The following is a 23446-nucleotide window of genomic DNA, read 5'->3' on the forward strand; positions in this document are numbered from 1 at the left end:
ACCCCGATGCCCGGGCCGCACCACCCCGAGGAAAGCGCCGAGCGCGCCGCCCGCACCGAAGCGCCGCCCTCCGCCGCGCGCTGCGGCCCCCTCAGCCACGCGCTGTCACGGGTGGCCCGGCTGCACCGCATCGCCGCGGGCAGGTTCCTCAAGGAAGCCGGAATCTACCCCGGCCAGGAGTTCGTGATGATGCACCTCTGGGACGCGGGCCCGGTGCGGCAGTCCGAGCTGATCAAGGTTCTGGACCTCGACCCGTCCACGGTCACCAAGATGCTCCAGCGCCTGGAACAGACCGGTCACGTACGCCGCTCCCCCGACCCCGCCGACCGGCGGGCCGTCCTGGTGGAGGCGACCACCGCCAGCTGCTCACTGCACACACAGGTGACCGGAGCCTGGAGCAGGCTGGAGGAGCAGACCCTCGCCGGGCTCGACGCGCACGAGCGCGCCGAGCTGGCGCGGCTCCTGGGGAAGGTCGAGGCGAACCTGTGCAAGGAGGCGCAGGACTGCCCCGGGGCGCCGGCCGCTCAGGACGGCGCGGCGGGTACGGCTCAGGACAGCGCGGCGGATGCGGCTCAGGACAGCGCGTCCAGCGCCCGGTCCACGTCGGCGGCCGAGTTGTAGAGGTGGAAGGCGGCCCGGAGGTTGCCGGCGCGGGCGGAGACGACGACGCCCGCCTCCGCCAGCTCCTGCCGCCGCGCCCCCAGGCCGGGGACCGCGACGACGGCCGAAGCCCCGGGCACCGGACGGTGGCCGAGGCCGGTCAGGCCTTCCCGGAACCGGGCGGCGAGGCCGGTGGCATGGGCGTGCACGGCGTCCACCCCGATCTCGCCGAGCAGCGCCAGAGACTGCTCGGCGCCGTGGTACGAGAGGAAGGCGGGCGGCTCGTCGAACCGGCGGGCCGTGGCCGCGAGCCGGGCGGCCGGGCCATAGGGGTCGTCCAGGTCCGCCGCCGCGAACCAGCCCGCGTGGATGGGCACCAGCGACTCCTGCGCCTCCTCGGTCACGGTGAGGAACGACGCGCCCCGCGGGCACATCAGGAACTTGAACCCGCCCGTCACCGTGTAGTCGTACGCCCCCGCCTCCAGCGGCAGCCACCCCGCCGACTGGGTCGCGTCGACGAGCGTACGGGCCCCGTGCGCGGCCGCCGCCTCGCGTACCGCGGCCATGTCGGCCACGCGCCCGTCCGCCGACTGGACGGACGAGAAGGCGACCAGCGCCGTCCCGGGGCGTACCGCGTCCGCCAGGTCCTCCAGCGGCACGAACCGCGCCTTGAGGTCGCCCCGCGCCGTGAACGGCGTGATCAGCGAACCGAAGTCCCCCTCCACGAAGAGGACTTCCGCCCCGGGCGGCAGGGAGCTCGCTATCAGGCCCACATGGACGGCGACCGAGCTGCCCACGGCGACCCGGTCGGCGCCCACTCCCGCCACCCGCGCGAACCCGCGCCGCGCGCCGTCCACGGCCTCGAAACTCCCGGACCCGCCCGCCGTCCCGGCGGCCAGCGCCTCCGCCAGCGCGGTCACAGCCGCTACGGTCCTGCGGGGCAGCAGCCCGCAGCGAGAGGTGTCGAGGTACGTCTGCGCGGGCGCGAACTCATCGCCACCGAGAGGGGTTTCCATCCCCCTACCCTGCGCCGGGCGCGGCGCCGGGTCAATCACGTTCCCCCGACGCGTGGCTCACACCCCGCAGGCCTGGGCGGGACTGGGCCCGCGGGTGGAGGAACGCCCCTCATCACGACGGGAAACCCTGCTTGCCGGGACTGGGAACACCGCGTCGGGAGAGGAGATGTACGCGTGGAACGCGGGCAGTCCACTGCCGCACTGCCCACTGCCGCATTGGGAACACTTGTCATGGCGACCGGAGCGATCGTCGCCGGGCCACGGAGTCGACGTCGGCTGGGTCCGTGGCCGGCCATCCGCCGCACCCCCGTCCAGAAGACCGGCCAATTGCCCGAACGGCGGGTATTCGTCCAGTATGGCGTCGTCCAGTGGGACGCGGGAGGGGGCCGGCGAAGTCGTGCTCGTTCATGAGCAGGTCGCCGTCCGTTCCCGTGGGTAGACGGCTGGAACGGGAAACCCGGCGCCGACGCCGGCCGCGGTCGTACGCCGGTGCCGGTCCGGCCGGCCGGCCGGCCGTTCCGACCGCACGCCCCGCCCGACCGCCCACCCAAGTCCAGGAGGACCTCGATGACGACCGACCGGCACGGCGACTGGACACGCCTGGAGGTCCACTGTCCCGACGACGTGCCCGCCGCCACGCCGCTGTCCTGGCAGATCGAGAAGGTGAGCCACCACGAGGACCGGCTGTTCCGCAACCGGATGCCCGCCCGTCGGATGCCCGCCCGTCGCCCTGACGAGGTCGGGCGCGGCGACGCCGACGACGCCTTGGCCGTGCTCGCGCTGCGGGAGTCCATCCGCCGGGATGTGGAGTGCGGGCGCGGGAACCGCGTCCAGGAGGCCTTGGAACTGGGCGCGACCTGGCGGCAGGTGGCCTTCGCGCTCGATGTCACCCCGCAGGAGGCCCGGCGGATCCTGCGGGGCCACGCCGAGGGCCAGCGCGGTATGTGGCTCGGGTACGAGCAGGAGGGCGTCAGGCCCTTCGGGTTCACCTTCGAGCAGCACGCGGCCGCACTCGCCTTGTGCGAGTTGGGCGACGACGAGACGGCGACGGCGGCCGCCCGGCCCCGGCACACGGCCGGCGGCGCGCCCGGAGCCCCGGCGACCGATTCCTGACCGCGGCGGGCACGCGGGGCCCGGAAGGTTCACCGGGGCTCGTCGACCCGGCCGGCGGATGCCTCGCGGGCAGAAGCCGAGCAGGGCTTCCTCGCTGCTCGGGCCCGGTCGGCTGCCCCATCAGCCAGAACCGGCCATTCCCCTGCCCCGCATGCACACGCACCGCCACCTCGGCGGCCGGCGCGGCGGTCCCGCGCGGCAAGCGACCGGCCGGATCCCGTGGCCCGGCCGACGGCAGCGGGGCCGCCGGCCGGGGAGGGGCGACTACGACGGCCACCGGTCCCGTCGCCGGACCGGTCCCAGGTCACGGGAGTGCGGGGAGGAACGGCGTGCCGCATACGGGGAGGGGGCCGGGGGGACCGCGGTCCTCCCCCTCGTGCGCCGCGCGGTCGCGCATACCGGCTGGCCGCGCCGACGGGGGCAGTGGCCGTGGGAATGGCGGAAAATCGCTCATTGCACACTCCGGCGGGCGCCGGATACGGTGCGGTGACCAGCTTGACCGGGGCACATGCCGGAGGGGACCAGCGAGGTGTCGACCGCACTTCGCAGGACCGTGCGCGCCCCACAGTACGTTCGCAATTCGGGGGGAACCATGAGCCGTAAGTCCGTGTGCGCGCGCTGCGCGACGGCCGATCACTGTGCCGAGTCGCCCGGTGGGCGGCGGGGTGGCATCGTCGCTCAAGCGGGTGTCCGCACCGGCTGTTAGCCGCACTCGACCGACCGGTCACGTCCCGCGCGTCCCGCGTTCGATCCGGATTCACCGGTGCGCCGCCGCTCCGCGGGCGCCGCGCAGGCATCACGACCAGGTGCCATCACTGCGGCGACCCAGCGGTATCCGCCCGCACCGTCCGGTTCCTGCCGGGCGGCAGTCCCGCCGGGAGTTGTGCGCGGCGCACCGCGATCGGTCCGTGCCTCGCGACCCGGCGACTTCGCCAACGTGCCGGCCGGAGAACGCCGCAGACGTCCGGGACCGGTGCGACGCCCTCCGGCCGAGCGCTGGACGCCGGGGTTTCAGGCCGCGCTGAGAGCGGTGGCGTCTGCCGACCAGCTCTCGTTACCCGCTCTTTCTCATGACGCATGTCGTCGGTTCACGACGGCAGAGGGGTTTTGACATCAGCATGAACACCAAGCACATCACTTCCGCACGGATGCGGCGGATCGCGACGCGCGGGCTCGTGACCGCCACCGCCCTCGCGGCCGTCACCGGCGCCGTGGCGCCGGGCGCGGTCGCCGACACCGCCTCCGGGGCCGGGCCCCTGGGAGTCGCGGCCGGCACGGCGGGCATCGGGACGACCGACATCCAGCGCGTCGAGGCCGCTGCGGTGGTCCGCCTCGACCCGACCGCCGACGTTCTCCTGCTCAGCGACTACGACTTCATCCACGCCCTGTGGCAGAAGGCCAGCGACGCGGGCGAGAAGCTGGACGCGGTGCGCACCTCCGCCGAGCAGGCGATGGCGAGCACGGTCGCCGATGACCACGTGCGGTTCATCGTGGCCGGCGTCCACGAGGCGTACAAGCTCGACCAGCAGCGCGAGCGGGAGAAGGCGGAGGCCGAACGGGCGGCCCGGCTGGCCAAGTCGCAGGTCCTGCTCACCATCGGCATCCCCAGCACTCCGGAGCTGCTGGCTCTGAGCGACGACAACTTCGTCCGGGCCGTCGCCAGGCACGAGGCGTCCGGTCCGGAGGTGCGGGCCGCGGCCATGAAGGCGCTGGTCGGGGAGGCGGCGGACTGGCAGGAGTTCATCGTCAACGGTGCCCGCGAGGCCCATAAGCGGGACGTGGCCAAGGAGTTGGAGGACCTGGCGGAGAAGGACCGCAAGGAGGCCGAGCGCCGCAAGGAGCTGGCCGCCCGCAACGGTGCCGCCGCCCTGTTCCGCATCACGCCTTCCGAGGCCATGCTGACCCTCACCGACGACAACTTCATCCGCGAGCTGCTGCGCCTGGCCGCCGCCGATCTGCACGGCACCGAGCTGTACGCCGAGGGGCAGCGCGCCACTCTCAGCTCCGACCCGGCGGTGTGGAAGGCGTACATCCACACCGGCGCCGGAGCCGCGTACAAGCGGGACGACGACAACCGGCGCAAGAAGCTCGCGGAGGCGGACCGCAAGCTCGCCCTGCAGATCCAGGCCGCCGCGGAGAACGGCGGAGTCAACCCCGGCCTCGTCACCGCGGCCAAGAAGGCACTGGCCGGCAGCGACGAGGACGTCGCGCGGTTCCTCAAGGCGGACACCCAGTACCGGCTCAAGCGTCAGTCCCTGAGGGCGTGGGGAGGCGGCGAGTACGCGCGCCAGTCCGGCGCCGACCGCGGGAAGGTGCTGCTCGACGACTCGATCAAGTCCACCAGCGCCCAGGCCGACCGTGAGGACGCCACCTGGGTCGTCGTCCCCTCCCTCGCCGGCCAGCCGGGCTGTTACTCCTTCGAGTCCGTGCGCAAGCCCGGCTACTACCTCCGCAGCGGCAAGGTCGAGCAGAACGCTCTGCGGGTGGAGATCGCCGCGGACGACCGCAGCTCCGCGTTCCGGAAGAGTGCCACGTGGTGCAGCCGCAAGACCCCGCTGACCCCCGACAGGTGGGGCGGCGTGTCGTTCACGCAGGAGACCACGACGGGTACGAAGTGGCTCGCGCCCACGACGAAGGACGTCTACGCCCGCTCCACCTACACGTTCCCCCTGCCCGGTGGCGTCGAGGGCGAGGCCAAGAAGGTCCGCGTCGCGGGCTGGCGTATCTCCACTCCGCTGGCGCCCTGACGGGACACCGCAGCGACGCGAACGTGAGCCGCCCGGGACAACGGCGGACGGTGTGCGCACCCTGCGTGACGGCGGCCGGCCCGACCGGCCCGGCGCGCCCCGCCAGGCCGGTCCCGCCGGGCACGGTCACCGGAGCGGGCCGTCCACCGGGCGGCCCGTCCGGAGGCGGGAACCCGGTGCGGCCCGTACGGGGGCGGGACCCCACCGCCATGGCTTCGGGATCCACCCCTGTCGGCACGCCGGGGCGCCCGCGGCGGCGACCGCGCCGGGCGTGGAGCGGGCCGCCGACGGGGGCGGAGGGCTCACCGGTCCGGGCCGCCGGCGGGGGCTGGCCCGCCGGCGGCCCGGGGGTGATCAGGTGCTGGACGGGTGCTCCATCCGCCCGTCGACGCGGCGCGGGAGGCCCAGCGGGTTGTCGTCGCGCAGCTCCGGCGGGAGCAGCGCCTCGGGGGTCGACTGGTAGGTGACGGGGCGGAGCCAGCGTTCCACCGCGGTGCCGCCGACGGAGGTGGAGGTGGAGGTGGTGGCCGGGTAGGGGCCGCCGTGGTGCTGGGCGGGGGCGACGGCGACACCGGTGGGCCAGCCGTTGACGAGGACACGCCCGGCGAGCGGGGTGAGTTCGGCGAGGATGTCGGCGCCGCGGCCCCCGCCGGACGCCTCCTCCGAGGAGAGGTGGACGGTCGCCGTGAGGTTGCCCGGCAGCCGGGACAGGACGGCGGTGACCTCGTCCTCGCTGTCGTACCGGGCGACCACGGTCACGGGGCCGAAGCACTCCTCCAGCAGCACGTCGTGCGCGCCCTCCTCGGCCAGCTTGGCGGCCGGCACGGTCAGGAAGCCGGGGCTGACGGTGTGCTCGTCACCGGCGCCGGGGGCGACGGGGGCCTCGACGTCCGGGAGCGCGGCGCGGTCGGTGACGCCCGCGACGAAGTTGTCCCGCATCCGGTGGTCGAGGAGCACCCCCTCGCCGGCGCCCTTGACCGCGCCGGCGAGGGAGGCGATCAGTTCGTCGCCGCCCGCGCCGGCCGGCGCCAGCACCAGTCCGGGCTTGACGCAGAACTGGCCCACTCCGAGCGTCATGGACCCGGCGAGGCCGGTCCCGATCTGCTCGGCGCGCTCGGCGGCGGCCGCCTCGGTGACCACCACCGGGTTGAGGGAGCCGAGTTCACCGTGGAAGGGAATGGGTACGGGGCGGGCGGCCGCCGCGTCGAAGAGCGCCCGCCCGCCGCGTACCGAGCCGGTGAACCCGGCGGCCGCGATCAGCGGGTGCCGGACCAGCTCGACGCCCGCGTCGAAGCCGTGGACCAGACCGACCACGGCCTGCGGAACGCCGTGCTGGGCGGCGGCCTGGCCGAGGAGGGCGGCGACCAGCTCGGAGGTGGCCGGGTGGTCGGGGTGCGCCTTGACGACGACGGGGCAGCCGGCGGCGAGCGCGCTCGCGGTGTCGCCGCCGGGCACGGAGAAGGCGAAGGGGAAGTTGGAGGCCGAGTAGACGGCGACGACACCGAGCGGCACCTTGTAGCGGCGCAGGTCCGGGATGGGCGGGGTGGCGGTGTCGTCGGGGTGGTCGATGATCACGCCGAGGAAGTCGCCCTCGTCGACGATGCCGGCGAAGGCGCGCAGCTGGAAGCAGGTGCGGGCCAGTTCACCGGTCAGGCGGGCGGAGCCGAGGGCGGTCTCGGCGTCGGCCACCGCCACCAGCCGGTCCTCGGCCTCTTCGAGCAGATCGGCGGCGGTGCGCAGGACCGCGGCGCGCACCGTCCGGTCGGCGAGGGCACCGCGGGCGGAGTGCGCCGCGCGTACGGCTCGGTCGATGTCCTCCGCCGTGGCTTCGACGGCGACCTGTTCACGCCGCTTCCCGGTTCGGGGGTCCACACTCCAGACTTGTACTGCTGACACCACTACGTCCTTCCAGCCCACCATGGTTGTTCGGTATTCTGAACAGCGTTCCAGATGATGAATGGGACTCTATTAACGGGCGCGGCGTGACCACAAGAGGGGCCAGTCGAATGTCAGCTACCGATTCCGGCGGAGCGCAGGTCAAATCCGCCGTCCGCACGGTGGAACTGCTCGAGTACTTCGCGGGCAGCCCCGGCATGCACTCCCTGGCCGCCGTCCAGGAAGCCGTCGGGTACCCCAAGTCCAGCCTGTACATGCTGCTCCGCACCCTGGTGGAGCTCGGCTGGGTGGAGACCGACGCGACGGGCACGCGGTACGGCATCGGCGTACGCGCCCTGCTGGTGGGCACGTCGTACATCGACGGCGACGAGGTCGTCGCGGCCGCCCGCCCCACCCTGGACCGGCTCTCCGACGACACCACCGAGACCATCCACCTGGCCCGGCTGGACGGCACCAATGTCGTCTACCTCGCCACCCGCCAGTCGCAGCACTACCTGCGGCCGTTCACCCGCGTCGGTCGCCGGCTGCCGGCCCACTCCACCTCGCTCGGCAAGGCGCTGCTCGCCACGCACAGCGACGAACAGGTCCGCAAGCTGCTCCCGGAGACCCTCCCGGCGCTCACCGAACACACCATCACCGACCGCGAGAAGCTCATCGAGGAGCTCCACGCCGTCCGCGAGCAGGGGTATGCCGTGGACCGCGAGGAGAACACCCTGGGCCTGCGCTGCTTCGGCATCGCGATCCCGTACCGCACACCGGCGCGGGACGCCATCAGCTGCTCGGTACCGGTCGCGCGGCTCACCCCGGCGCACGAGCAGATGATCAGGGACACGCTGTTCGACGCCCGGGACCGGCTGACCCTGGCGACCCGGAGGCTCTGATGGACGTCACCCTCCGGGAGGTGCGCGAGAGTGACCTGCCGGTCTTCTTCTCGCACATGAGCGACCCCGAGTCCAACCGGGTCGCCGCCTTCACCTGCGAAGACCCCACGGACCGGGCCTGGTTCGAAGCGCACTGGGCCCGGATCCTCGCCTCCGACGCCGTCGTCCGCACGGTGCTCGCCGACGGGGAGGTCGTCGGGCACACCGCCGTGTACGGGCCGCCGGACGGGCGGGAGGTGACGTATGTCATCGGCCGCACCCACTGGGGTCGCGGCATCGCCACCGCGGCCCTCCGCGCGCTGCTCGCCCTGGTGACCGCGCGGCCGCTGCACGCCCGCGTGGCGGCCGACAACAAGGGCTCGATCCGGGTGCTGGAGAAGTGCGGCTTCACCGTCGTCGGCCACGACCGGGGATTCGCGCACGCGCGGGGCGAGGAGACCGACGAGGTGGTCCTCCTCCTCGGCGGCTGAGTGTCCTCCGCCGCACGGCGGAGGCGGTTCACCGTCGGGCAGGACGCGCGGGCCCCGCGCGGACGGCGAGCGTAGGGGCATGACAACGACCTCGCCCGCCCTCACCCGGACGGCCCGGCCCGGCCCCGCGCGCCGGGTGCTGCGCGCCCTCGCCATCGCCTCCTGCGTCCCCTACCTCACCTTCAAGATCGCCTGGGTGGCAGGCAGTCGCGTGGGCATCCCCGACGGCAGCGCGCTGCTCGACAACCCGGACCTGATGGCCGCCGTCAACCTGGTGACCGTGCTGATGGACGCGGCCGTCATCGTCCTGGCCCTGCTCTTCACACAGCGCTGGGGGACGGCGGTGAAGGCCTGGCTGCCGGCGTTCCCCATGTGGGTGGCGACCGGCCTGCTGGCGCCGATCATGGTGGGCTACCCGGCCCAGATGGCGGCCGGGCACTCGGCCCCGTCGGAGCCGTTCCTCGAAGAGTGGGTCTTCACCGTCGTCTACGGCGGCTTCATCGTCCAGGGGCTCGCGCTCGGCACGCTGTTCGCCCTCTACGCGCGGGACCGCTGGGGCCGGGCGTGGCGCGGCAGGGTCGGTGAGCTGTCCCCGGCGCTGTTCCGGCCCGTGGTCCGGATGACCGCCGTGGCGGCCTCGGTACTGCTGCTGGTGCCGTCCGCGCTGCACGTGCTGTGGCTCTCCGGCTCCGAGTGGGGGCTGTCGGCGGGGCGGATCGCGGAACGCGGCAGCGACTTCTACGTCCTGGAGGCGGTCCGCCTGCTCTTCGTGGCCGCCGCGGTGGTCGGCGTACTGGTGCTGGTGTTCCGTGTGGGGCGTTCGCTGCCCGTGAAGGCGCCGCTGGCGGCCGCCTGGGTGGGCTCGGCCGGGGTGGGCTGCTGGGGCGGCTGGCTGCTGCTGGCCGCCCTGGTGCCGCAGAGCGATCCCGCGAACGAGCCCACGGTGGCGATGGAGCTGGCCTACGCTGGCGAGATGATCTCGGGAGTGGGGATGGGCGTCTGCGTGGCCGTCCTCCTCACGCGGCGCGCCGCGTGAGGGCACCGTTCACGGCGGTGCTCGGGCGGCGCGCACGGCTGCGGTGGGTCCATCTGATCCTGGGCGGCGCGCTGTTGATGCCGTACTGGTTGCTGGGCACGCTGGTCGTCGCGCCCCTCGTGGGCCGGCCGGGGATGTTCACCGGCTCCCTGGCGGTGCAGTTCGGGGCGTACGGGGTCGCCCTGCCGCTCGCCGCCGTGACCGCGCTGTTCCCGCCGGCCCGCCCCATGTCGGTGGCGGTGGCGCGGACGCTGTGCGGGGTCCCGCCGGAGCGGTTCGCGGACGGGCCGGCCAAGTCGCGGGCGGCCAGGGCGCGCACGGCCGGGTGGGTCGCCCTGCACGTGGGGCTGGGCGGGCTCGTCAGCGGGGCGTCGCTGGCGCTGCCGCCGTTCGCGGTGTCGGTGATGGCGCTGCCCTTCTCGGCCGCGCTGCGGGAGTCGGAGATCGGGCGGTTCTGGTCGCTGGACCAGCGGTGGCTGGTGTACGGCGGGATGCCGGCGGGGCTCGCGATGCTGGCCGCCCTCGCGGTGGCGGCGGCCGGGGCGGGGGCGCTGCTGGCCCGGCAGGCGCCGCTGCTGCTGGGGCCGACACCCGCGGACCGGCTGGCGGCGGCGGAGCGGCGCGCCGCCGAACTGGCCGTGCGCAACCGGCTCGCCCGCGAGCTGCACGACTCGGTGGGCCACGCGCTGAGCGCCGTCACGCTCCAGGCGGGCGCGGCGCGCAAGGTGCTGGACAAGGACCCGGACTTCGTCCGGGAGGCGCTGGCCGCCATCGAGGAGACCACGCGCCGCACGGTGGGCGAACTGGACGCCGTGCTCGGTCTGCTGCGGCAGGGCGAGGACGACGGGGAACTGCCGGGGCCCGGCCTGGAGGCGCTGGACGCGCTGTTCGCCACGACCGGGCGGCATGTGTCGCCGGTCGTGCGGGGCGGTGACGTGGCGGGCGTGCCGGATGCGGTGTCCCGCGAGGCCTACCGGATCGTCCAGGAGGGCCTGGCGAACGCGGCCCGGCACGCGAGCGGCGAGCCGGTGTCGGTGACCGTCGTACGGGGCGAGGACGCATTGGAGATCACCATGGAGAACCCCCTGCCCGCCCGGCCCCCCGTGACCCGCCCCGGCGGCGGCCGCGGCCTGCGGGGCATCGGCGAACGGGCACGCCTGCTGGGCGGCACCGCCGAGGCGCGCCCGGTGGACGGCACATGGCGGCTGGCGGCCCGCCTGCCGCTGGGGGGAGGAGACCGATGATCCGGATCGTGCTCGCGGACGACGAGCGGATGGTGCGTACCGCACTGCGGGTCATCCTGGACGCCGAGCCGGACCTGGAGGTGGCCGGTGAGGCCTCGACCGGCGCCGAGGCGGTGTCCGTGGTGCGGGAGCTGCGCCCGGACGTCGTCCTGATGGACGTGCGGATGCCCGGGGTCGACGGCATCCGCGCCACCGAGCGGATCCTGGCCTCGGCGGCGGAGCCGGAGCCCCGGATCGTGGTGGTGACGACGTTCGAGAACGACAGTTACGTGTACGACGCGCTGCGCGCCGGGGCGGCCGGGTTCCTGCTGAAGCGGGCGGCGGCGGAGGACCTGGTGGCCGCGGTCCGGCTGGTCGCCCGCAGCGACTCGCTGCTGTACCCGGCGGCGCTGAGGGGGCTGGCGGCCGAGCACGCGCGCCGGCGCCCGGCGGCCGCCCCGCCCTGGGTGGCGCGGCTGACCGAGCGGGAGGCGGAGGTGCTGCGGCTGATGGCGACCGGGCTGACGAACGCCGAGATCGCCCGGCGGATGGGCGTCGGCCCGGCGACGGCCAAGACCCACGTCGCGGCGGTGCTGGCCAAGACGGGGACGCGGGACCGTACGCAGGCGGTGATCGCGGCGTACGAGTCGGGCTTCATCGCCCCGGCCGGTCACCGCGGATGAACGTTTCCTGAGAAACCGCGCGGCCCGGAACCCGCCCGTTCCTCCCGTTCGTCCTTGTTCATGGGATGAACAAGACAATCAGAAGAGCCGCCGTCTTCTCCCTGCTGCTGGTGTTCGCCCTGTTGCTTCGGGCGACCTGGGTGCAGGCGTACGAAGCGAAGGCGCTCGCCGACGACAAGCACAACCGGCGGAACACCATGGAGCGGTACGCCCAGCCGCTCGGAGACATCGTGGTGGCCGGTTCACCGGTCACGGGCTCGAAGGAGACGAAGAGAGGCGACCTCCGTTACCAGCGCACCTACACGGACGGCGAGCTGTACGCGGCCGTCACCGGCTACGGCTCGCAGGCCTACGGGTCGAACCAGTTGGAGGGCATCTACTCCGACGTCCTGGACGGCACGGACCCCCGGCTGAAGAACCCGCTCGACGCGCTCACCGGCAAGCGCGCCGAGCCGGGTGACGTGCTGACGACGATCGACCCGGCCGTGCAGAAGGCCGGTTTCGAGGCGCTGGGCGACACCAAGGGAGCGGCCGTCGCCCTCGACCCGAGGACCGGGCGCGTCCTGGGCATGGTCAGCACCCCGTCGTTCGACCCCTCGACGATCGCCGGCATGACGGACGGCGCCGCCTGGAAGAAGCTGACCGAGGACGAGGACAAGCCGCTGGTGAACCGGGCGATCCGGCAGCCGGTGGCCCCGGGCTCCACGTTCAAGCTGGTCGTCGCGGCGGCGGCGCTGGAGAACGGGCTGTACGGCTCGGTCGACGAGCCGACGAGGAGCCCGAACCCGTACCGGATGAAGGGCACCGTGACGGACCTGACGAACGAGAACCCGTCCGCGCCCTGCGAGAACGCCTCGATCCGGGTCGCGCTCCAGTACTCCTGCAACAACGTCTTCGGCAAGATGGCCGTCGACCTGGGCCGGGACGAGGTCCGGGCGATGGCGGAGAAGTTCGGCTTCAACGACCAGGAGCAGGACGTGCCGGTGCGTGCGTACGCCAGCGTCTACCCCTCGAAGATGGACGACGCGCAGACGGCGCTGTCGGGCATCGGACAGTTCGACGTGACCGCCACGCCGCTGCAGATCGCCATGGTGTCGGCCGCCCTCGCCAACGACGGGATGCTCGCGGCGCCGCACATGGTGTCCAAGGTCGTGGACGCGGACGGCGACACCCTGGAGTCGTACGAGGACGGGAAGGCCCGGCGGGTCGTGTCGTCGTCCACCGCCGAGCAGTTGCGCAGCGCGATGGTCACGGTCGTCGAGGAGGGCACGGGCTCCAACGCCAAGGTCGACGGCGCGGAGGTGGGCGGCAAGACGGGTACGGCTCAGCGCGGTGTGGACAACAGCGAGAAGCCGTACGCCTGGTTCACCTCGTACGCCAAGGACGCGGAGACCGGGGAGGAGGTCGCGGTCGCGGTGCTGGTCGAGGACTCCCACGCCGAGCGCGCGGAGGTCAGCGGCAACGGGCTGGCGGCGCCGGTGGCGCGGAAGATGATGGCGGCGGCGCTGGAGTAGCCCCCGGTGGAGCGCCGTTCACGGCCGCACGGTATGCAGGACCTTCGTACCCCTGTGCGTAGGAGGACCTGCCGTGCGGCCGCCGCTCCGTTTCCGCCCCCGTTCCCCGTCCGGCTGGACGATGGCGGGCTTCGGGCTGCTCGCCACCGCACTGGGCGCGATGGGCCTGATCGCCCCGGACACGCTGCTGACGGTCATGGGCTTCACGCCCGTGCCGGACGCCCGGCGCGCGGACGGGGACCACACGCTGGTGTTCCTGACCGCCTCGTCGATGGCGGCGGTCAACATGGGCGTCTACTACATGCTGGCGGCGCTGGCCGACTGGAAGGCCTTCTTCCGCTGGACGGTGCCCTTCCGCCTCCTCACCTGCGCGGTGTTCCTCCTCGCGGTCGCCTCCGGCCGCGCCCCGGCGGGCTTCCTGGGCGTGGCCCTGTGGGAGGGGATGGGCGCGGTGGTGACGGGGGTGGCGCTGCGGTACGAGCACCGGTCGCGGCGGGACGCGGCTCCCTGACGTTTCCCGGGCCCGCCCTGCCGCACGGGGGATGCCGGGCGGGACCGTTTCCGGCGGTGCGGGGTGGGAACCCTGCCCGGCCCGCCCGTGATGCGGCGGGTGCCGCGGTCGGCGGGCGTACGGGGCCTCCTGGGCGGGTTGCGGGCCGCGTGGCCGGGGGGCAAGGTGCCCGGCCACGCGGCCCTTCGGGGGTGGCCGTGGAAGGCGGCGCGGCGGAGGTGATCGGCGTGCTCCGCCGCCGCGCCGCCGGGGTGAGGGCGGCGGGTGTGGGAGCGCTCCCGCCCTCGCCCCCCACTGTGCTGACATGACGGGCTCACGTCAATGCATACGCCCCCCTCTCTTGCCACGACCCCGAGGCGCTCCTACAGTCCACCGCGGAGCAGAAACTGGGAGCGCTCCCAAACGGAACCTCGCCCTACCGTCGCTGCCCGAAGGGACTCGCACCCGTATGAAGACCCTCCCCCGCCCCGGCCGACGCCGCGTGCGGCGCCGCCTGCACTCCCTGCGCACCGCCGCCACAGCGGCCCTCGTGACGCTGGGCTCCCTGGCCGCCCTCATGACGTCCACCGCGCCCGCGCACGCCGACACGCCGATCTGCGACCAGTTCGGCTCCACCACCATCCAGGGCCGCTACGTGGTCCAGAACAACCGCTGGGGCACCAGCGCGACACAGTGCGTCACCGCCACCGCCACCGGCTTCGAACTCACCCGCGCCGACGGCTCCGTGCCGACGAACGGGGCACCCAAGTCGTACCCCTCCGTCTTCAACGGCTGCCACTACACGAACTGCTCGCCCGGCACCAGCCTGCCGAAGCGGATCGACACCATCGGCAGCGCACCGTCCAGCATCTCGTACGGGTACGTCAGCGGCGCCGTGTACAACGCCTCCTACGACATCTGGCTCGACCCCACGCCCCGCACCGACGGCGTCAACCGCACCGAGATCATGATCTGGTTCAACCGCGTCGGCCCGATCCAGCCCATCGGCTCCCCCACCGGCACGGCCACCGTGGGCGGCCGGTCCTGGGAGGTCTGGACCGGCAACAATGGCGCCAACGACGTCATCTCCTTCGTGGCGCCCTCGGCGATCGGCAGCTGGAGCTTCGACGTGATGGACTTCGTCGACCAGGCCGTCGCCCGCGGCCTCGCCCAGCCGTCCTGGTACGTCACCAGCGTCCAGGCGGGCTTCGAGCCCTGGCAGAACGGCGCCGGGCTGCGTGTGGACTCCTTCTCCTCCGCCGTCCACACCGCCGGCACCGGCCCCGGCGACCCGGGCGGCCCCGGCACCCCCGCCACCGCGTGCCGCGTCACCCACACGCCCAGCGTCTGGCCGGGTGGCTTCACCACGAACGTGACGGTCGCCAACACCGGCTCCGCCCCTGTCGACGGCTGGCGGGTCGCCTTCACGCTGCCCGCCGGCCAGGCCGTCACCCACGCCTGGAACGCGACCCTCAGCCCGGCCTCGGGCACGGTGACGGCGACCAACACGGCGTCCAACGCCCGGATCGCCCCGGGTGGCAGCCAGTCGTTCGGGTTCCAGGGCACCTACGAGGGCACGTTCGCCGCGCCCACGCGGTTCACCCTCAACGGCACGGTGTGCACGGGGGCGTGACGACGCCCCCGGCCGCCCCCGCCGCGGACCGCCTCACCGGCGGGGGCGGCCGTTCCCACCCGGGACGGGCCGACCGACCGAAAGGCGGACCGGCCGAAAGGCGGACCGGCGGCCTCGACCGCTCCACGACTCCGCCCACGCCCACGACACATCGGCCGGCATCGGCCGGCATCGACCGACACCGGCCGACGACGGACGACACCGGCCGCACGTGACGCGCCGGCCCGTTCCTCGGCGGGCGCACCACGGCCGGCCGTCCCCCCGTGGGCACGGCCGGCCGCTTCGGGTGCCGGGTCAGGAGACCGGCGGGTGGGCGTTGGTCACGAGCATCCGGAACTGGTCATGGAACCAGTGGCCGGCCAGCGGCGCGTGGGGCAGGGCGCCCGGGGTGGCCGCCGGGTCGCACATGGGGTCCGGCCGCTTGCCCTCCCCGTTCGGGATGTTCTCGCCCGAGCCGTCGGACTCACCCGGCGGCTTGACCCACAGGAACGCGTCCAGGTGCGAGCCCGGGTACCCGGCGGGCGCGGCGCGCGGCGGTTCGCCCAGCCCGGCTCCGGCGACGTTGCACCACAGTCCGCGCTGTGCCCGGCGGTCCACCCTGGATTCGGTGACGTACGTGTCCAGCGAGGCGCTGGTGCTCTCCGCGGTGGGCCGGGCCGGGCCGCCCCAGCCGTTGCGGGAGGTGTCGATGACCATCCCGGTGGTGCCGGGCCAGCCCTGCGCCACCAGCTCGCGGTGGACGGACCGGGTGAAGTCCGCCTCGTCGAACCGCGGGTTCCACCCGTAGAACGCATTCGACCGCACCGGGCCGTCGCCCACCACCCGTTCCGGGTCGGTGAGGAACGGCTCGTCGAGCGGGGTGTAGTTGGAGACGTTGGTGACCAGTCCGTCCACACTCGCCAGACCCGCGGCCGTCCCCTTGACCACGTCCGTGTACAGCCGCACGGTCTGTGTGAGGTTGGAGTCCCAGCCGAGCCAGCCGGAGTGCGCGAAGTCCAGGTAGGTGTAGACGTTGGGGATGGCGTGCAGCCTGTCCAGCGCGTACCGGACGGCCTCGACCTGGATGCCGCTGCTCTGGGCCAGGGCGCACTCCGGGTCGCTCAGGTTGGTGACCAGGTTGGGCAGGCCGTCGGGCTCGATGACCGTGGTGATGCGGATGTCGCGGTACTTGGGGCGGGCGAAAACCTTGGCGATGGCGTCGATGTACTCGGTCCGGTAGCGGTCCAGGCCCTCTTCGGTGAGCGGCAGTTCGCCGTTGGACGCCTGGGCGGCGCAGTCACGGCCGGGCAGGTCGTACACGACGAACGTCGCGACGACCGGCCGGCCGGGCTTCTTGCGGGCGAGTGCCAGGTCGAGGTGGTGGGCGAGGCTCTTGCGGCCCGCGTTGGCGCGCCCGCCGTGGATCGCGGCGATGCGGTCCAGCCACACGGCCGTCGGGTGGCGCTTGACCGCCCGCATCCTCGCCCGGACGGCCGGGTCGGTGGTCCGGGCGACGGACCCCTCGACGAGGCGGGCGTAGTCGGGGTTGACGTAGAACGACGCGCCCGCGAAGGGGTTGTCCACGTGGACGGGCGGCCGTGGGGCGGCCGCGCCGAGCAGCGTGGCGGCGACGGCGGCCGTGGCCAGGGTCGCGGCCAGGCCCCGCCGGCGGTTTTTTCGGTACGTCATGGAGTGCGGCTCCTTCTCGGCTCAGGCTCCGGCCGGTGGTGCGCCCCAGGCGAGCGCGGTACCGGTGTACGCGGGGATCGCCGGGGCGTCGGCGTAGGCGGCCGGCGCCGAACGGCTGTGGTCGTCCGCCTCGTCGAAGGGGGACCAGTCGGACTTGCTCATCCGCAGCTGGATGTCCCCGGTGTCCTTCCCCGCGGCCAGCGACCCACCGGTGAACGTCACCTCCAGGTAGGCGTCCGCGCCCGCGACCGGTGCCGTCAGCGGCACGACGCGCAGCCTCACCTGCGCGCAGCCCACGGCCGCGTAGTCGCACCAGGCGCTCACGGACGGGGAGCCGCCGTCGCGGGTGAAGTAGTAGCGGGCGGACACGGTGCTCAGGTCGAGCGCGGTGGTGCCGGTGTTGACGACCTGGAGGCCGGGCCGGATGGCGTTGTCCGTGGCCGACGCGTCGTTGTTCCTGTACCGGACCTTCACCGCGCCCGACGCGCCGCCGCCCGGCCCGGTGGTGACCTGCAGTACGGCGGACGGCGCCGATGTGTTGCCCGCCGCGTCCCGGGCACGCACCGCGTAGCCGTACGTGGTGGCGGGGGTGAGCCCGGTGTCGGTGTACGTGGTGGCGGTCACCGGCGCCGCGTTCACCCTGACCCCGCCCCGGTACACGTCGTAGCCGGTCACCCGGACGTTGTCGGTCGCCGCCGTCCAGGACAGCGAGACGCTGGTGGCCGTCCTCGCCGTGCCGGTCAGGCCGGTCGGAGCGGTGGGCGCGGTGGTGTCCGCCGGGTCGCCGGGGCCGCCGCCGTCCCCGTACACCTCACGCAGGCTGATGCCCGTGGTACTCCCCGTGCCGCCGAGCGGGACCTCGTGGTCGAGGCTGACGAACTTGCCGCCGTGCTGCCACAGGGCGGGCTTCAGCAGGGCGTACTTCTCCTCGTCCCACGACTCCCAGTCGCCGAGCAGCAGGCCACCGGTGTCACCGGAGTTGGGGTTCAGGCACCAGAAGGTCTGGTGGATGCGGTGCTCCACGATCAGGTCCCGCAGGGCCGTCATCCACTTCTCGTTGGGGCCGCCGTCGAGGAAACCGCCCCACTCGCCGATGAGCAGCGGTGACGTGTTCTCCTTGTGGAGGTAGAGCCAGTTGGGGTCCCAGACGTCCCGTTCGAGGGTCGTCCGGTTCCAGTCACCGGTGAACCAGGGCTGCGCGAAGACGAGCGGGCCGTAGTCGTGCGGCGAGTACACGAGCTGGTCGCTGTTCGCGCCGAGGTCGACGGGGTGGTCCCGGACACCGCGCAGGTTCCCGCCCCACCAGGTGGAGTGGTAGTCGGTCGGGGTGGTGGAGGACCAGCCCGCTCCGGCCCTGGGGTAGACCTCGATGCCCTCGCACAGCACCAGCAGTTCGGGGTTGATGGCGAGGATGCGCTTGCCGGCGGTCTCGCAGACGTGCTTGAAGTTGTCCTGGTCGGTGGAGCCGTCCCACTTGGCGCGCGGGGTCTCGTTCGCCTTGCCGTGCGGCTCGTTCTTGACGTCCATCGCGACGAGCGTGTCGTCGTGCCGGTAGCGGGCCGTCACCCATTCCCAGGCGGTGTAGAACTGCTCCGTCGTGATGGCGCCCTTCCACCACACGGGGTACACATGGCCGGAGTTGTCGGCCTCGGCGCTGTGCACGTCGAGCATGACCTTGATGCCGTACCGCTTGCACAGGGCGAGCCAGAAGTCGAAGACCTCCAGGGAGGTCTTCCCGGCGATCTCCGGGTTGGCGTGGGCGTTGACGTTCGGGACGGTGGCCCGGCCGTCCTTCCATTCCAGCAGCAGCTGGGTGGAGATCGGTACGCGGACGATGTTGATGCCCCGGTCGGCCATGGACTTGGTGATCCGGGTGATGTTGCCGGACCACAGGCCGTGGAAGACCCGCTCGGAGGCGTTGAAGCCGAACCAGTTGGTGCCGGTGAGCCAGACCTCGTCGCCGTTCGCATCGACGATCTTGTTGCCCTCGGTGTGCAGCCAGTCGTCCCCGGAGGCGGCGACGGCGGCCGCCCCCGGGGTGGCGGGCCGGGCGGCGGCGGCCGCCGGGACGGACTGCGCGGCGGCGGTCGCCAGCAACCCGGCGGCGATCACACCGGCCGCCAGCGCCCGCAGACGCCGCAGCGGCCGGTTCCGTTCTCGTGACTGTCCCACTGTGTGCCCTTCTGTCGGTTCGGCCGGAAGGAGAAGCACGTACAGGCGGTGGGAGCGCTCCCAATAGCGTTGTTCATGAAGCCAGGCGCCACAGGAGCTGTCAACCTTCCCGGCAGGATCGGCGCGCGGGACCCGCTCAGCAGACCTTTCCGGCCCCTGCCCGCCCGCCCACGAGCCCCGGCACCGCCCTCGGGTCGTCGACCCTGGTGCGCAGCTCGGGGATCCACCCGGCTCCGGAACGCAGGGGGTTGTCCGGGTTCAGTGCGTTGTGGGCGGCGATCAGGTCGACCGGGCGACCGTTGACGCGGTTGCCTACGGCGGTGAGCGGCGCCTCCTTCCACTTCTTCAGGATCTTCCCCGCGGCGATCCCCTCGGGCAGCGTGAAGGCGTTCTTCTCGGCGTACAGCCGCGACTCGAACCCGATGCCGAAGCTGTACCCGTACGCCGGGACCTGGTCCTTCTTCACCACGTAGTGGTTGTTGTACGCGTCGACCTGGCCGAAGCGGACGCGCGGGGCGCGCTCGACGACGCCCGTGAAGAGGTTGTGGTGCAGGGTGACCTTCAGCTTGCCCGCGTCGGTCGCCGCCGCGCTGTCGCTGTTGCCGATCATCAGCGTCTTGTCGTGGTCGGCGAAGACGTTCCAGGACGCGGTGACGTGGTTCGCGCCGCGCACGATGTCCAGCTCACCGTCGTGCTGCTGGTAGATCTCCCCGAAATGGCGGGGCAGCGAGCTGTCGGGGAAGCGGCCGTCCGTGAACGTGTTGTGGTCGATCCACACGTGCGTGGACCCGTGGACGACCATCGCGTCGTACTCCGAGTTCCAGGCGCCCTTCGCGCCGTCCGTGGGGTCCCACTGCGGGAAGCAGTCGAGCGGGCTCTCCACGGTGAGGTTGCGGACGATGACGTTGTCGACGTTCCGGATCTGCAGACTGCCGCCCGTGATCCCGGCGCCCCTGCCCACGCCGACGATGGTCGTGTCGGCGGGAACGTACGCCTTGATGGCCCGTCCCTGCGCCTGCGCGGAAGCGGCGCGCAGGTCCTCCTGGGGGCCACTGACCGGGGTGTCGTAGCCCCAGACGGCGGGGTCGTAGTCGGCGAGGTACCGGTCGAAGTCGTAGCCGTCCGCCTCGAACGCCTCGCAGCCGCCCTCGGTGGCGTTCAGGGTGCCCACCACCCGGATGATCCGCGGGGCACCGTCGCCCGGCGCGAGCGCCGCCTTGAACTCGGCCCAGGTCCTGACCGTGTGGGTGTGCGCGGCGTCGGCGGCGGCACCACCCGTCGTACCGGCGCCCTCGGACGCCCAGCCGTCGCCCGCGGCGAGGGTCTGGCGCCCGAGGTCGGACCCCGCGTGGGCGGGGGTGTGGTGCCCGGGGCCGGACGCCGCGTGGGCGGGGGCGAGGGACAGCACGAGGGCGGTGCATCCGGCGAGCGTGGTGCCCATGACACGTGTACGCATTGCGGCTCCTGTGGTGGTTGTGGGGTGGGTCAGGCCGCCGGTGACGGCCAGGTGATCCATGCGTCGGGTACGGGTTCCTCCAGCCGCCGTACGTCCCGGGCGGCCAGCACCCCGCGCTCGCGCAGCCCGGACGCCACCAGCCGCGCCACCTCGATGGCGCCGCGCGGCCGGAAGTGGGTGTTGTCCCGCTCGCCGTCCGGGTGGTTGGGCGACTCGCCGGGAGCGAGCCAGTTGAAGTACGCCTTCGACGGCTCGGGCCCGAGCCTGTCCCACTCGGCGAGCGACGCGGCCTGTACGTCGACGAGCGGCACGCCCTCCTCGGCGGCGAGCGCCCGCATGGCGGCCGGGTACTCCCCGTGCGTCGGCACGGCGTCGCCCCCGGCGTCGAACCTCCGCCGCTCCACCGGCGTGAGCAGCACGGGCCGCGCCCCCCGCGCCCGCGCCCCCGCCACGTACCGGAGCAGATGCTCACGGTAGGTCGTCCACGGCTCGGTGTACCGGGCGGGATCGGCGGCCTTCTGGTCGTTGTGCCCGAACTGGACGAGGAGGAAGTCGCCGGGACGGATGTCGGCGAGGACGGTGTCGAGGCGGCCCTCGTCGATGAAGCTCTTCGAACTCCGGCCGTTCACGGCGTGGTTCGCCACGGTGAGGGAGCGGCTCAGGAAGAAGGGCAGGGCCATGCCCCACCCGGTCTCGGGCGCCGCGTCCGCGTACTTCTGGGCGGCGGTGGAGTCACCGGCGATCCATACCGTGCGGGTGCGCGGCTTCGCCGCGGCGGCGCCCGCGCCGGCGGGCACGAGCGGGAGCGCGGCGGCGAGGACGGCGACGGTGCGTCTGCGACTCAGGGACATCAGGGACCTCTCGTACGAAGGAGAAACGGGACAGCCGTCCGCGGTCGGCGTCCGGCCGTGACGCGGCTGTGCGGGCCCGGGCGCCCGGGGTACGGCCCGGCGCCTCGGGAAGCACCCGAGGCCGCCGCTTCCGTGGGGGTGCCGAGGCCGGGCCCCGGGTGCACGGCCCGGCGGCGGGCCCACCACCGCGCCCACAGGCGTGGGGCCTGGGCCGACCCCCCACCACCCCGTGCCCCCGGCCCCGGGCGAGCCCTCCGCCCCGGGCGCCCCGGGCCCGTGGAAGCCGGCGCCGGCAGTCTCCGGACCCCCGGGAGGCGGGCCCCCGGACCGGGCCCGGGAGGCGGGCCCCGACGCGGGCCTACGGACGGCGGGTGGCCGGCTGCCCCGGGCTCCGCGCAGACGGCGCTCGACCACCTGCGCGGAGCCCTGGAGGCGGGCCCCCGACGCGGGCCTCCGGACGGCGGGTGGCCGGCTGCCCCGGCTACGGGCACTCCGAGGCGGGCCCGGTGTCCCGGGCGTCATGCGGGCCGGGGCCGGGGACCGCCCGGGGGCGGGACAAGGGTCAGGACTTGCTCTGCTCGTTCCACTCGGCCTGCGCCTCGTTGAGCTGCTCGGCGAGCGTGTCCAGGAACTGCTTCGCCGTCATCACACCCAGCAGCACCTTCTGGAAGTTCGGTTCGTTGTCGGCCTTGCTGATCTTGTTCCAGTCGGGCAGGTAGTACGGCAGCTCCACGATCTTGGTGGACCCGTCCGTGAGCGCCTTGGCGCCCAGCTTGGTCGCCTCCGCCTCGTTCACCCACGGGTCGGCGGCCGCCTCCTTGTTCGCCGGGATGGCTCCCGCCGACTCGTTCCACTTGCTGTTGGACTCGTGGGACACGGCGAACTCGATGAACTTCCAGGCCGCGGCCTTGTTCTTGCTGCTCCTGAAGAGCCCGAGCCCGTCGACCGGGTTGGAGACCTGGACCCGCGTGCCGCTGTCGCCGACCGGGTTCGGGATACCCGCGAACTTGTCCTTGCCGAGAGCCTCCACATGGTCGGTGTACGAGCCGAGGTTGTGGCTCAGCATCCCGATGGTGCCGGTGTCGAACTGGGCGACCATCTTCTTGAAGTCGTTGTTGACGTCCGCCTCGGGCGTGGTCGTCTTGTACAGCCCCACGTACTTCTCCAGCGCCGCCACGTTCTTCGGGTCGTTGACCGTGGTCTTCGTCCGGTCGGCGTTCCAGAACGAGGTGATGCCGGACTGCCCGTACATGGCGTCCAGCGCCTGGGCGATGGAGCCCGAGCCGCCCCGGATGGTGTACCCGAACCGGTTCTTCCCGGCGTCGGTGAGCTTCGTGGCCGCCGTGTAGAACTTCGCCCAGGTCGTCGGCGCTTCCAGGCCCGCCGCCTCGAACAGGTCGGTGCGGTAGTACAGCGTGCCGTTGCTGGCGGAGGTGGGCACCGAGTACATCTCGTCGCCCCGGCCGCCGGCGGACTTGACCGACGCGACCATGGTCGGGACGAGCTTGCCCTTGAGGGACGAGCCCTCGATCCGGTCGTCGACCGGCTCCAGGGCCTCCTGCGCGACGATGTTGGCGAGGTACGCGGCGCCGACGCCTCCGACGTCCGGCAGGCCGCCGCCCGCTATGGCGGTGTCGTACTTGGACTGCACGTCCTCGCTGGGGATCGGGACGTAGGTGACCTCGATGCCGGGGTTCTTGGCCTCGAAGTCCTTGATGATCTCCTGCCAGACGGCGGTGCGCACCCCACCGTTGTTGTCCCAGAAGGTGATGGTCCCCTCGCCGGAACCCTCCTCTCCCGCTGCGGCGGTGCCGTCGTCGCCGCACGCGGTGGCGGTCAGGGCGAGCACCGCGGCCAGGGACACTGCGGCCAGCGTCGTACGGCGCCGTCCGGGGGTGTGCGGGATGGTGTTCATGGTCGGCTCTTCTCTGTCGGTTCGTGCGGGTTCGGCTCGTGCGGGGCGGTTTCCGTCAGCGGTGGTCCGGTGCGGGCGGTCC

At 73.2% G+C, this 23446-nt stretch carries 18 protein-coding genes; 11 read left to right on the forward strand and 7 right to left on the reverse strand.

The features are described from left to right. The first annotated feature begins 6 nt into the window (after positions 1-6). Complete coding sequence (locus ABD347_RS23585; RefSeq protein ID WP_344365023.1) at positions 7-621, forward strand: MarR family winged helix-turn-helix transcriptional regulator; 615 nt, start codon at positions 7-9, stop codon at positions 619-621. On the opposite strand, the gene ABD347_RS23590 is transcribed toward ABD347_RS23585, so the two are convergent. Continuing rightward, positions 573-1616, reverse strand: coding sequence for an aminotransferase class V-fold PLP-dependent enzyme (locus tag ABD347_RS23590; protein WP_344364689.1), 1044 nt, complete (start codon positions 1614-1616; stop codon positions 573-575). The two genes, ABD347_RS23585 and ABD347_RS23590, sit on opposite strands and share 49 nt — an antisense overlap. Before the next feature lie 567 nt (positions 1617-2183). On the opposite strand from ABD347_RS23590, the gene ABD347_RS23595 reads away from it, so the two are divergent. After that, positions 2184-2729 (forward strand): hypothetical protein, encoded by a 546-nt coding sequence (locus ABD347_RS23595; protein WP_344364690.1) that lies wholly within the window; start codon positions 2184-2186, stop codon positions 2727-2729. A 1118-nt stretch (positions 2730-3847) separates the two neighbouring features. Then, a complete protein-coding gene (locus ABD347_RS23600) occupies positions 3848-5476 on the forward strand; it encodes an AbfB domain-containing protein (RefSeq protein WP_344364692.1) in 1629 nt (542 codons plus the stop codon). 354 nt (positions 5477-5830) lie between these two features. Here the strand turns inward: ABD347_RS23600 and ABD347_RS23605 are convergent, their stop codons facing one another. After that, on the reverse strand, positions 5831-7372 hold the full coding sequence (locus tag ABD347_RS23605; RefSeq protein ID WP_344364695.1) for an aldehyde dehydrogenase (NADP(+)): 1542 nt from the start codon (positions 7370-7372) through the stop codon (positions 5831-5833). 110 nt (positions 7373-7482) lie between these two features. Between ABD347_RS23605 and ABD347_RS23610 the strand changes: the two genes are divergently transcribed. The 8 genes from ABD347_RS23610 to ABD347_RS23645 all read left to right on the forward strand — a co-directional run bounded on the left by ABD347_RS23610 (position 7483) and on the right by ABD347_RS23645 (position 15302). Then, positions 7483-8253, forward strand: coding sequence for an IclR family transcriptional regulator (locus tag ABD347_RS23610; protein ID WP_344364697.1), 771 nt, complete (start codon positions 7483-7485; stop codon positions 8251-8253). After that, on the forward strand, positions 8253-8723 hold the full coding sequence (locus ABD347_RS23615) for a GNAT family N-acetyltransferase (protein WP_344364699.1): 471 nt from the start codon (positions 8253-8255) through the stop codon (positions 8721-8723). Before ABD347_RS23610 ends, ABD347_RS23615 begins: the two co-directional genes overlap by 1 nt. A gap of 79 nt (positions 8724-8802) precedes the next feature. Next, a complete protein-coding gene (locus tag ABD347_RS23620) occupies positions 8803-9759 on the forward strand; it encodes a hypothetical protein (protein ID WP_344364701.1) in 957 nt (318 codons plus the stop codon). After that, the gene (locus tag ABD347_RS23625) at positions 9756-11003 is read left to right on the forward strand and encodes a sensor histidine kinase (protein ID WP_344364703.1); all 1248 of its coding nucleotides are present in this window, start codon (positions 9756-9758) and stop codon (positions 11001-11003) included. The genes ABD347_RS23620 and ABD347_RS23625 overlap by 4 nt, the downstream gene beginning before the upstream one ends. Continuing rightward, positions 10958-11665 carry a response regulator transcription factor gene (locus tag ABD347_RS23630; RefSeq protein ID WP_425575748.1) on the forward strand — a complete coding sequence of 236 codons (708 nt, stop codon included), beginning with the start codon at positions 10958-10960 and terminating at the stop codon, positions 11663-11665. Before ABD347_RS23625 ends, ABD347_RS23630 begins: the two co-directional genes overlap by 46 nt. A 65-nt stretch (positions 11666-11730) precedes the next feature. Continuing rightward, a complete protein-coding gene (locus tag ABD347_RS23635; RefSeq protein WP_344364707.1) occupies positions 11731-13179 on the forward strand; it encodes a peptidoglycan D,D-transpeptidase FtsI family protein in 1449 nt (482 codons plus the stop codon). A 121-nt stretch (positions 13180-13300) separates the two neighbouring features. Then, positions 13301-13690: a hypothetical protein gene (locus ABD347_RS23640; protein WP_344365025.1), complete on the forward strand. Its 390-nt coding sequence runs from the start codon at positions 13301-13303 to the stop codon at positions 13688-13690. A 448-nt stretch (positions 13691-14138) separates the two neighbouring features. After that, positions 14139-15302, forward strand: coding sequence for a glycoside hydrolase family 12 protein (locus ABD347_RS23645; RefSeq protein ID WP_425575749.1), 1164 nt, complete (start codon positions 14139-14141; stop codon positions 15300-15302). 294 nt (positions 15303-15596) lie between these two features. Here the strand turns inward: ABD347_RS23645 and ABD347_RS23650 are convergent, their stop codons facing one another. The 5 genes from ABD347_RS23650 to ABD347_RS23670 all read right to left on the reverse strand — a co-directional run bounded on the left by ABD347_RS23650 (position 15597) and on the right by ABD347_RS23670 (position 23364). Then, on the reverse strand, positions 15597-16970 hold the full coding sequence (locus ABD347_RS23650) for a glycoside hydrolase family 6 protein (RefSeq protein ID WP_344364709.1): 1374 nt from the start codon (positions 16968-16970) through the stop codon (positions 15597-15599). Positions 16971-16991: 21 nt separating this feature from the next. Beyond that, on the reverse strand, positions 16992-19142 hold the full coding sequence (locus ABD347_RS23655) for a cellulase family glycosylhydrolase (RefSeq protein ID WP_344364712.1): 2151 nt from the start codon (positions 19140-19142) through the stop codon (positions 16992-16994). Between the two features lie 136 nt (positions 19143-19278). Next, positions 19279-20598 carry a pectate lyase family protein gene (locus ABD347_RS23660; RefSeq protein ID WP_344364714.1) on the reverse strand — a complete coding sequence of 440 codons (1320 nt, stop codon included), beginning with the start codon at positions 20596-20598 and terminating at the stop codon, positions 19279-19281. Between the two features lie 29 nt (positions 20599-20627). Then, positions 20628-21449, reverse strand: coding sequence for a rhamnogalacturonan acetylesterase (locus ABD347_RS23665; protein ID WP_344364717.1), 822 nt, complete (start codon positions 21447-21449; stop codon positions 20628-20630). Positions 21450-22011: 562 nt separating this feature from the next. Then, positions 22012-23364 carry an ABC transporter substrate-binding protein gene (locus ABD347_RS23670; protein ID WP_344364718.1) on the reverse strand — a complete coding sequence of 451 codons (1353 nt, stop codon included), beginning with the start codon at positions 23362-23364 and terminating at the stop codon, positions 22012-22014. Positions 23365-23446: the final 82 nt, after the last annotated feature.

This window comes from Streptomyces gobitricini (assembly GCF_039532985.1).
In the GTDB taxonomy this organism is placed as follows: Bacteria; Actinomycetota; Actinomycetes; order Streptomycetales; family Streptomycetaceae; genus Streptomyces; species Streptomyces gobitricini.

Bases quoted from the DNA above. Each gene is read 5' to 3' on its own strand.
- ABD347_RS23585 (WP_344365023.1), top strand. From the start codon at position 7: ATGCCCGGGCCGCACCACCCCGAGGAAAGCGCCGAGCGCGCCGCCCGC.
- ABD347_RS23590 (WP_344364689.1), bottom strand. From the start codon at position 1,616: ATGGAAACCCCTCTCGGTGGCGATGAGTTCGCGCCCGCGCAGACGTAC.
- ABD347_RS23595 (WP_344364690.1), top strand. From the start codon at position 2,184: ATGACGACCGACCGGCACGGCGACTGGACACGCCTGGAGGTCCACTGT.
- ABD347_RS23600 (WP_344364692.1), top strand. From the start codon at position 3,848: ATGAACACCAAGCACATCACTTCCGCACGGATGCGGCGGATCGCGACG.
- ABD347_RS23610 (WP_344364697.1), top strand. From the start codon at position 7,483: ATGTCAGCTACCGATTCCGGCGGAGCGCAGGTCAAATCCGCCGTCCGC.
- ABD347_RS23615 (WP_344364699.1), top strand. From the start codon at position 8,253: ATGGACGTCACCCTCCGGGAGGTGCGCGAGAGTGACCTGCCGGTCTTC.
- ABD347_RS23620 (WP_344364701.1), top strand. From the start codon at position 8,803: ATGACAACGACCTCGCCCGCCCTCACCCGGACGGCCCGGCCCGGCCCC.
- ABD347_RS23630 (WP_425575748.1), top strand. From the start codon at position 10,958: ATGGCGGCTGGCGGCCCGCCTGCCGCTGGGGGGAGGAGACCGATGATC.
- ABD347_RS23635 (WP_344364707.1), top strand. From the start codon at position 11,731: ATGAACAAGACAATCAGAAGAGCCGCCGTCTTCTCCCTGCTGCTGGTG.
- ABD347_RS23640 (WP_344365025.1), top strand. From the start codon at position 13,301: ATGGCGGGCTTCGGGCTGCTCGCCACCGCACTGGGCGCGATGGGCCTG.
- ABD347_RS23645 (WP_425575749.1), top strand. From the start codon at position 14,139: ATGAAGACCCTCCCCCGCCCCGGCCGACGCCGCGTGCGGCGCCGCCTG.
- ABD347_RS23650 (WP_344364709.1), bottom strand. From the start codon at position 16,970: ATGACGTACCGAAAAAACCGCCGGCGGGGCCTGGCCGCGACCCTGGCC.
- ABD347_RS23660 (WP_344364714.1), bottom strand. From the start codon at position 20,598: ATGCGTACACGTGTCATGGGCACCACGCTCGCCGGATGCACCGCCCTC.
- ABD347_RS23665 (WP_344364717.1), bottom strand. From the start codon at position 21,449: ATGTCCCTGAGTCGCAGACGCACCGTCGCCGTCCTCGCCGCCGCGCTC.
- ABD347_RS23670 (WP_344364718.1), bottom strand. From the start codon at position 23,364: ATGAACACCATCCCGCACACCCCCGGACGGCGCCGTACGACGCTGGCC.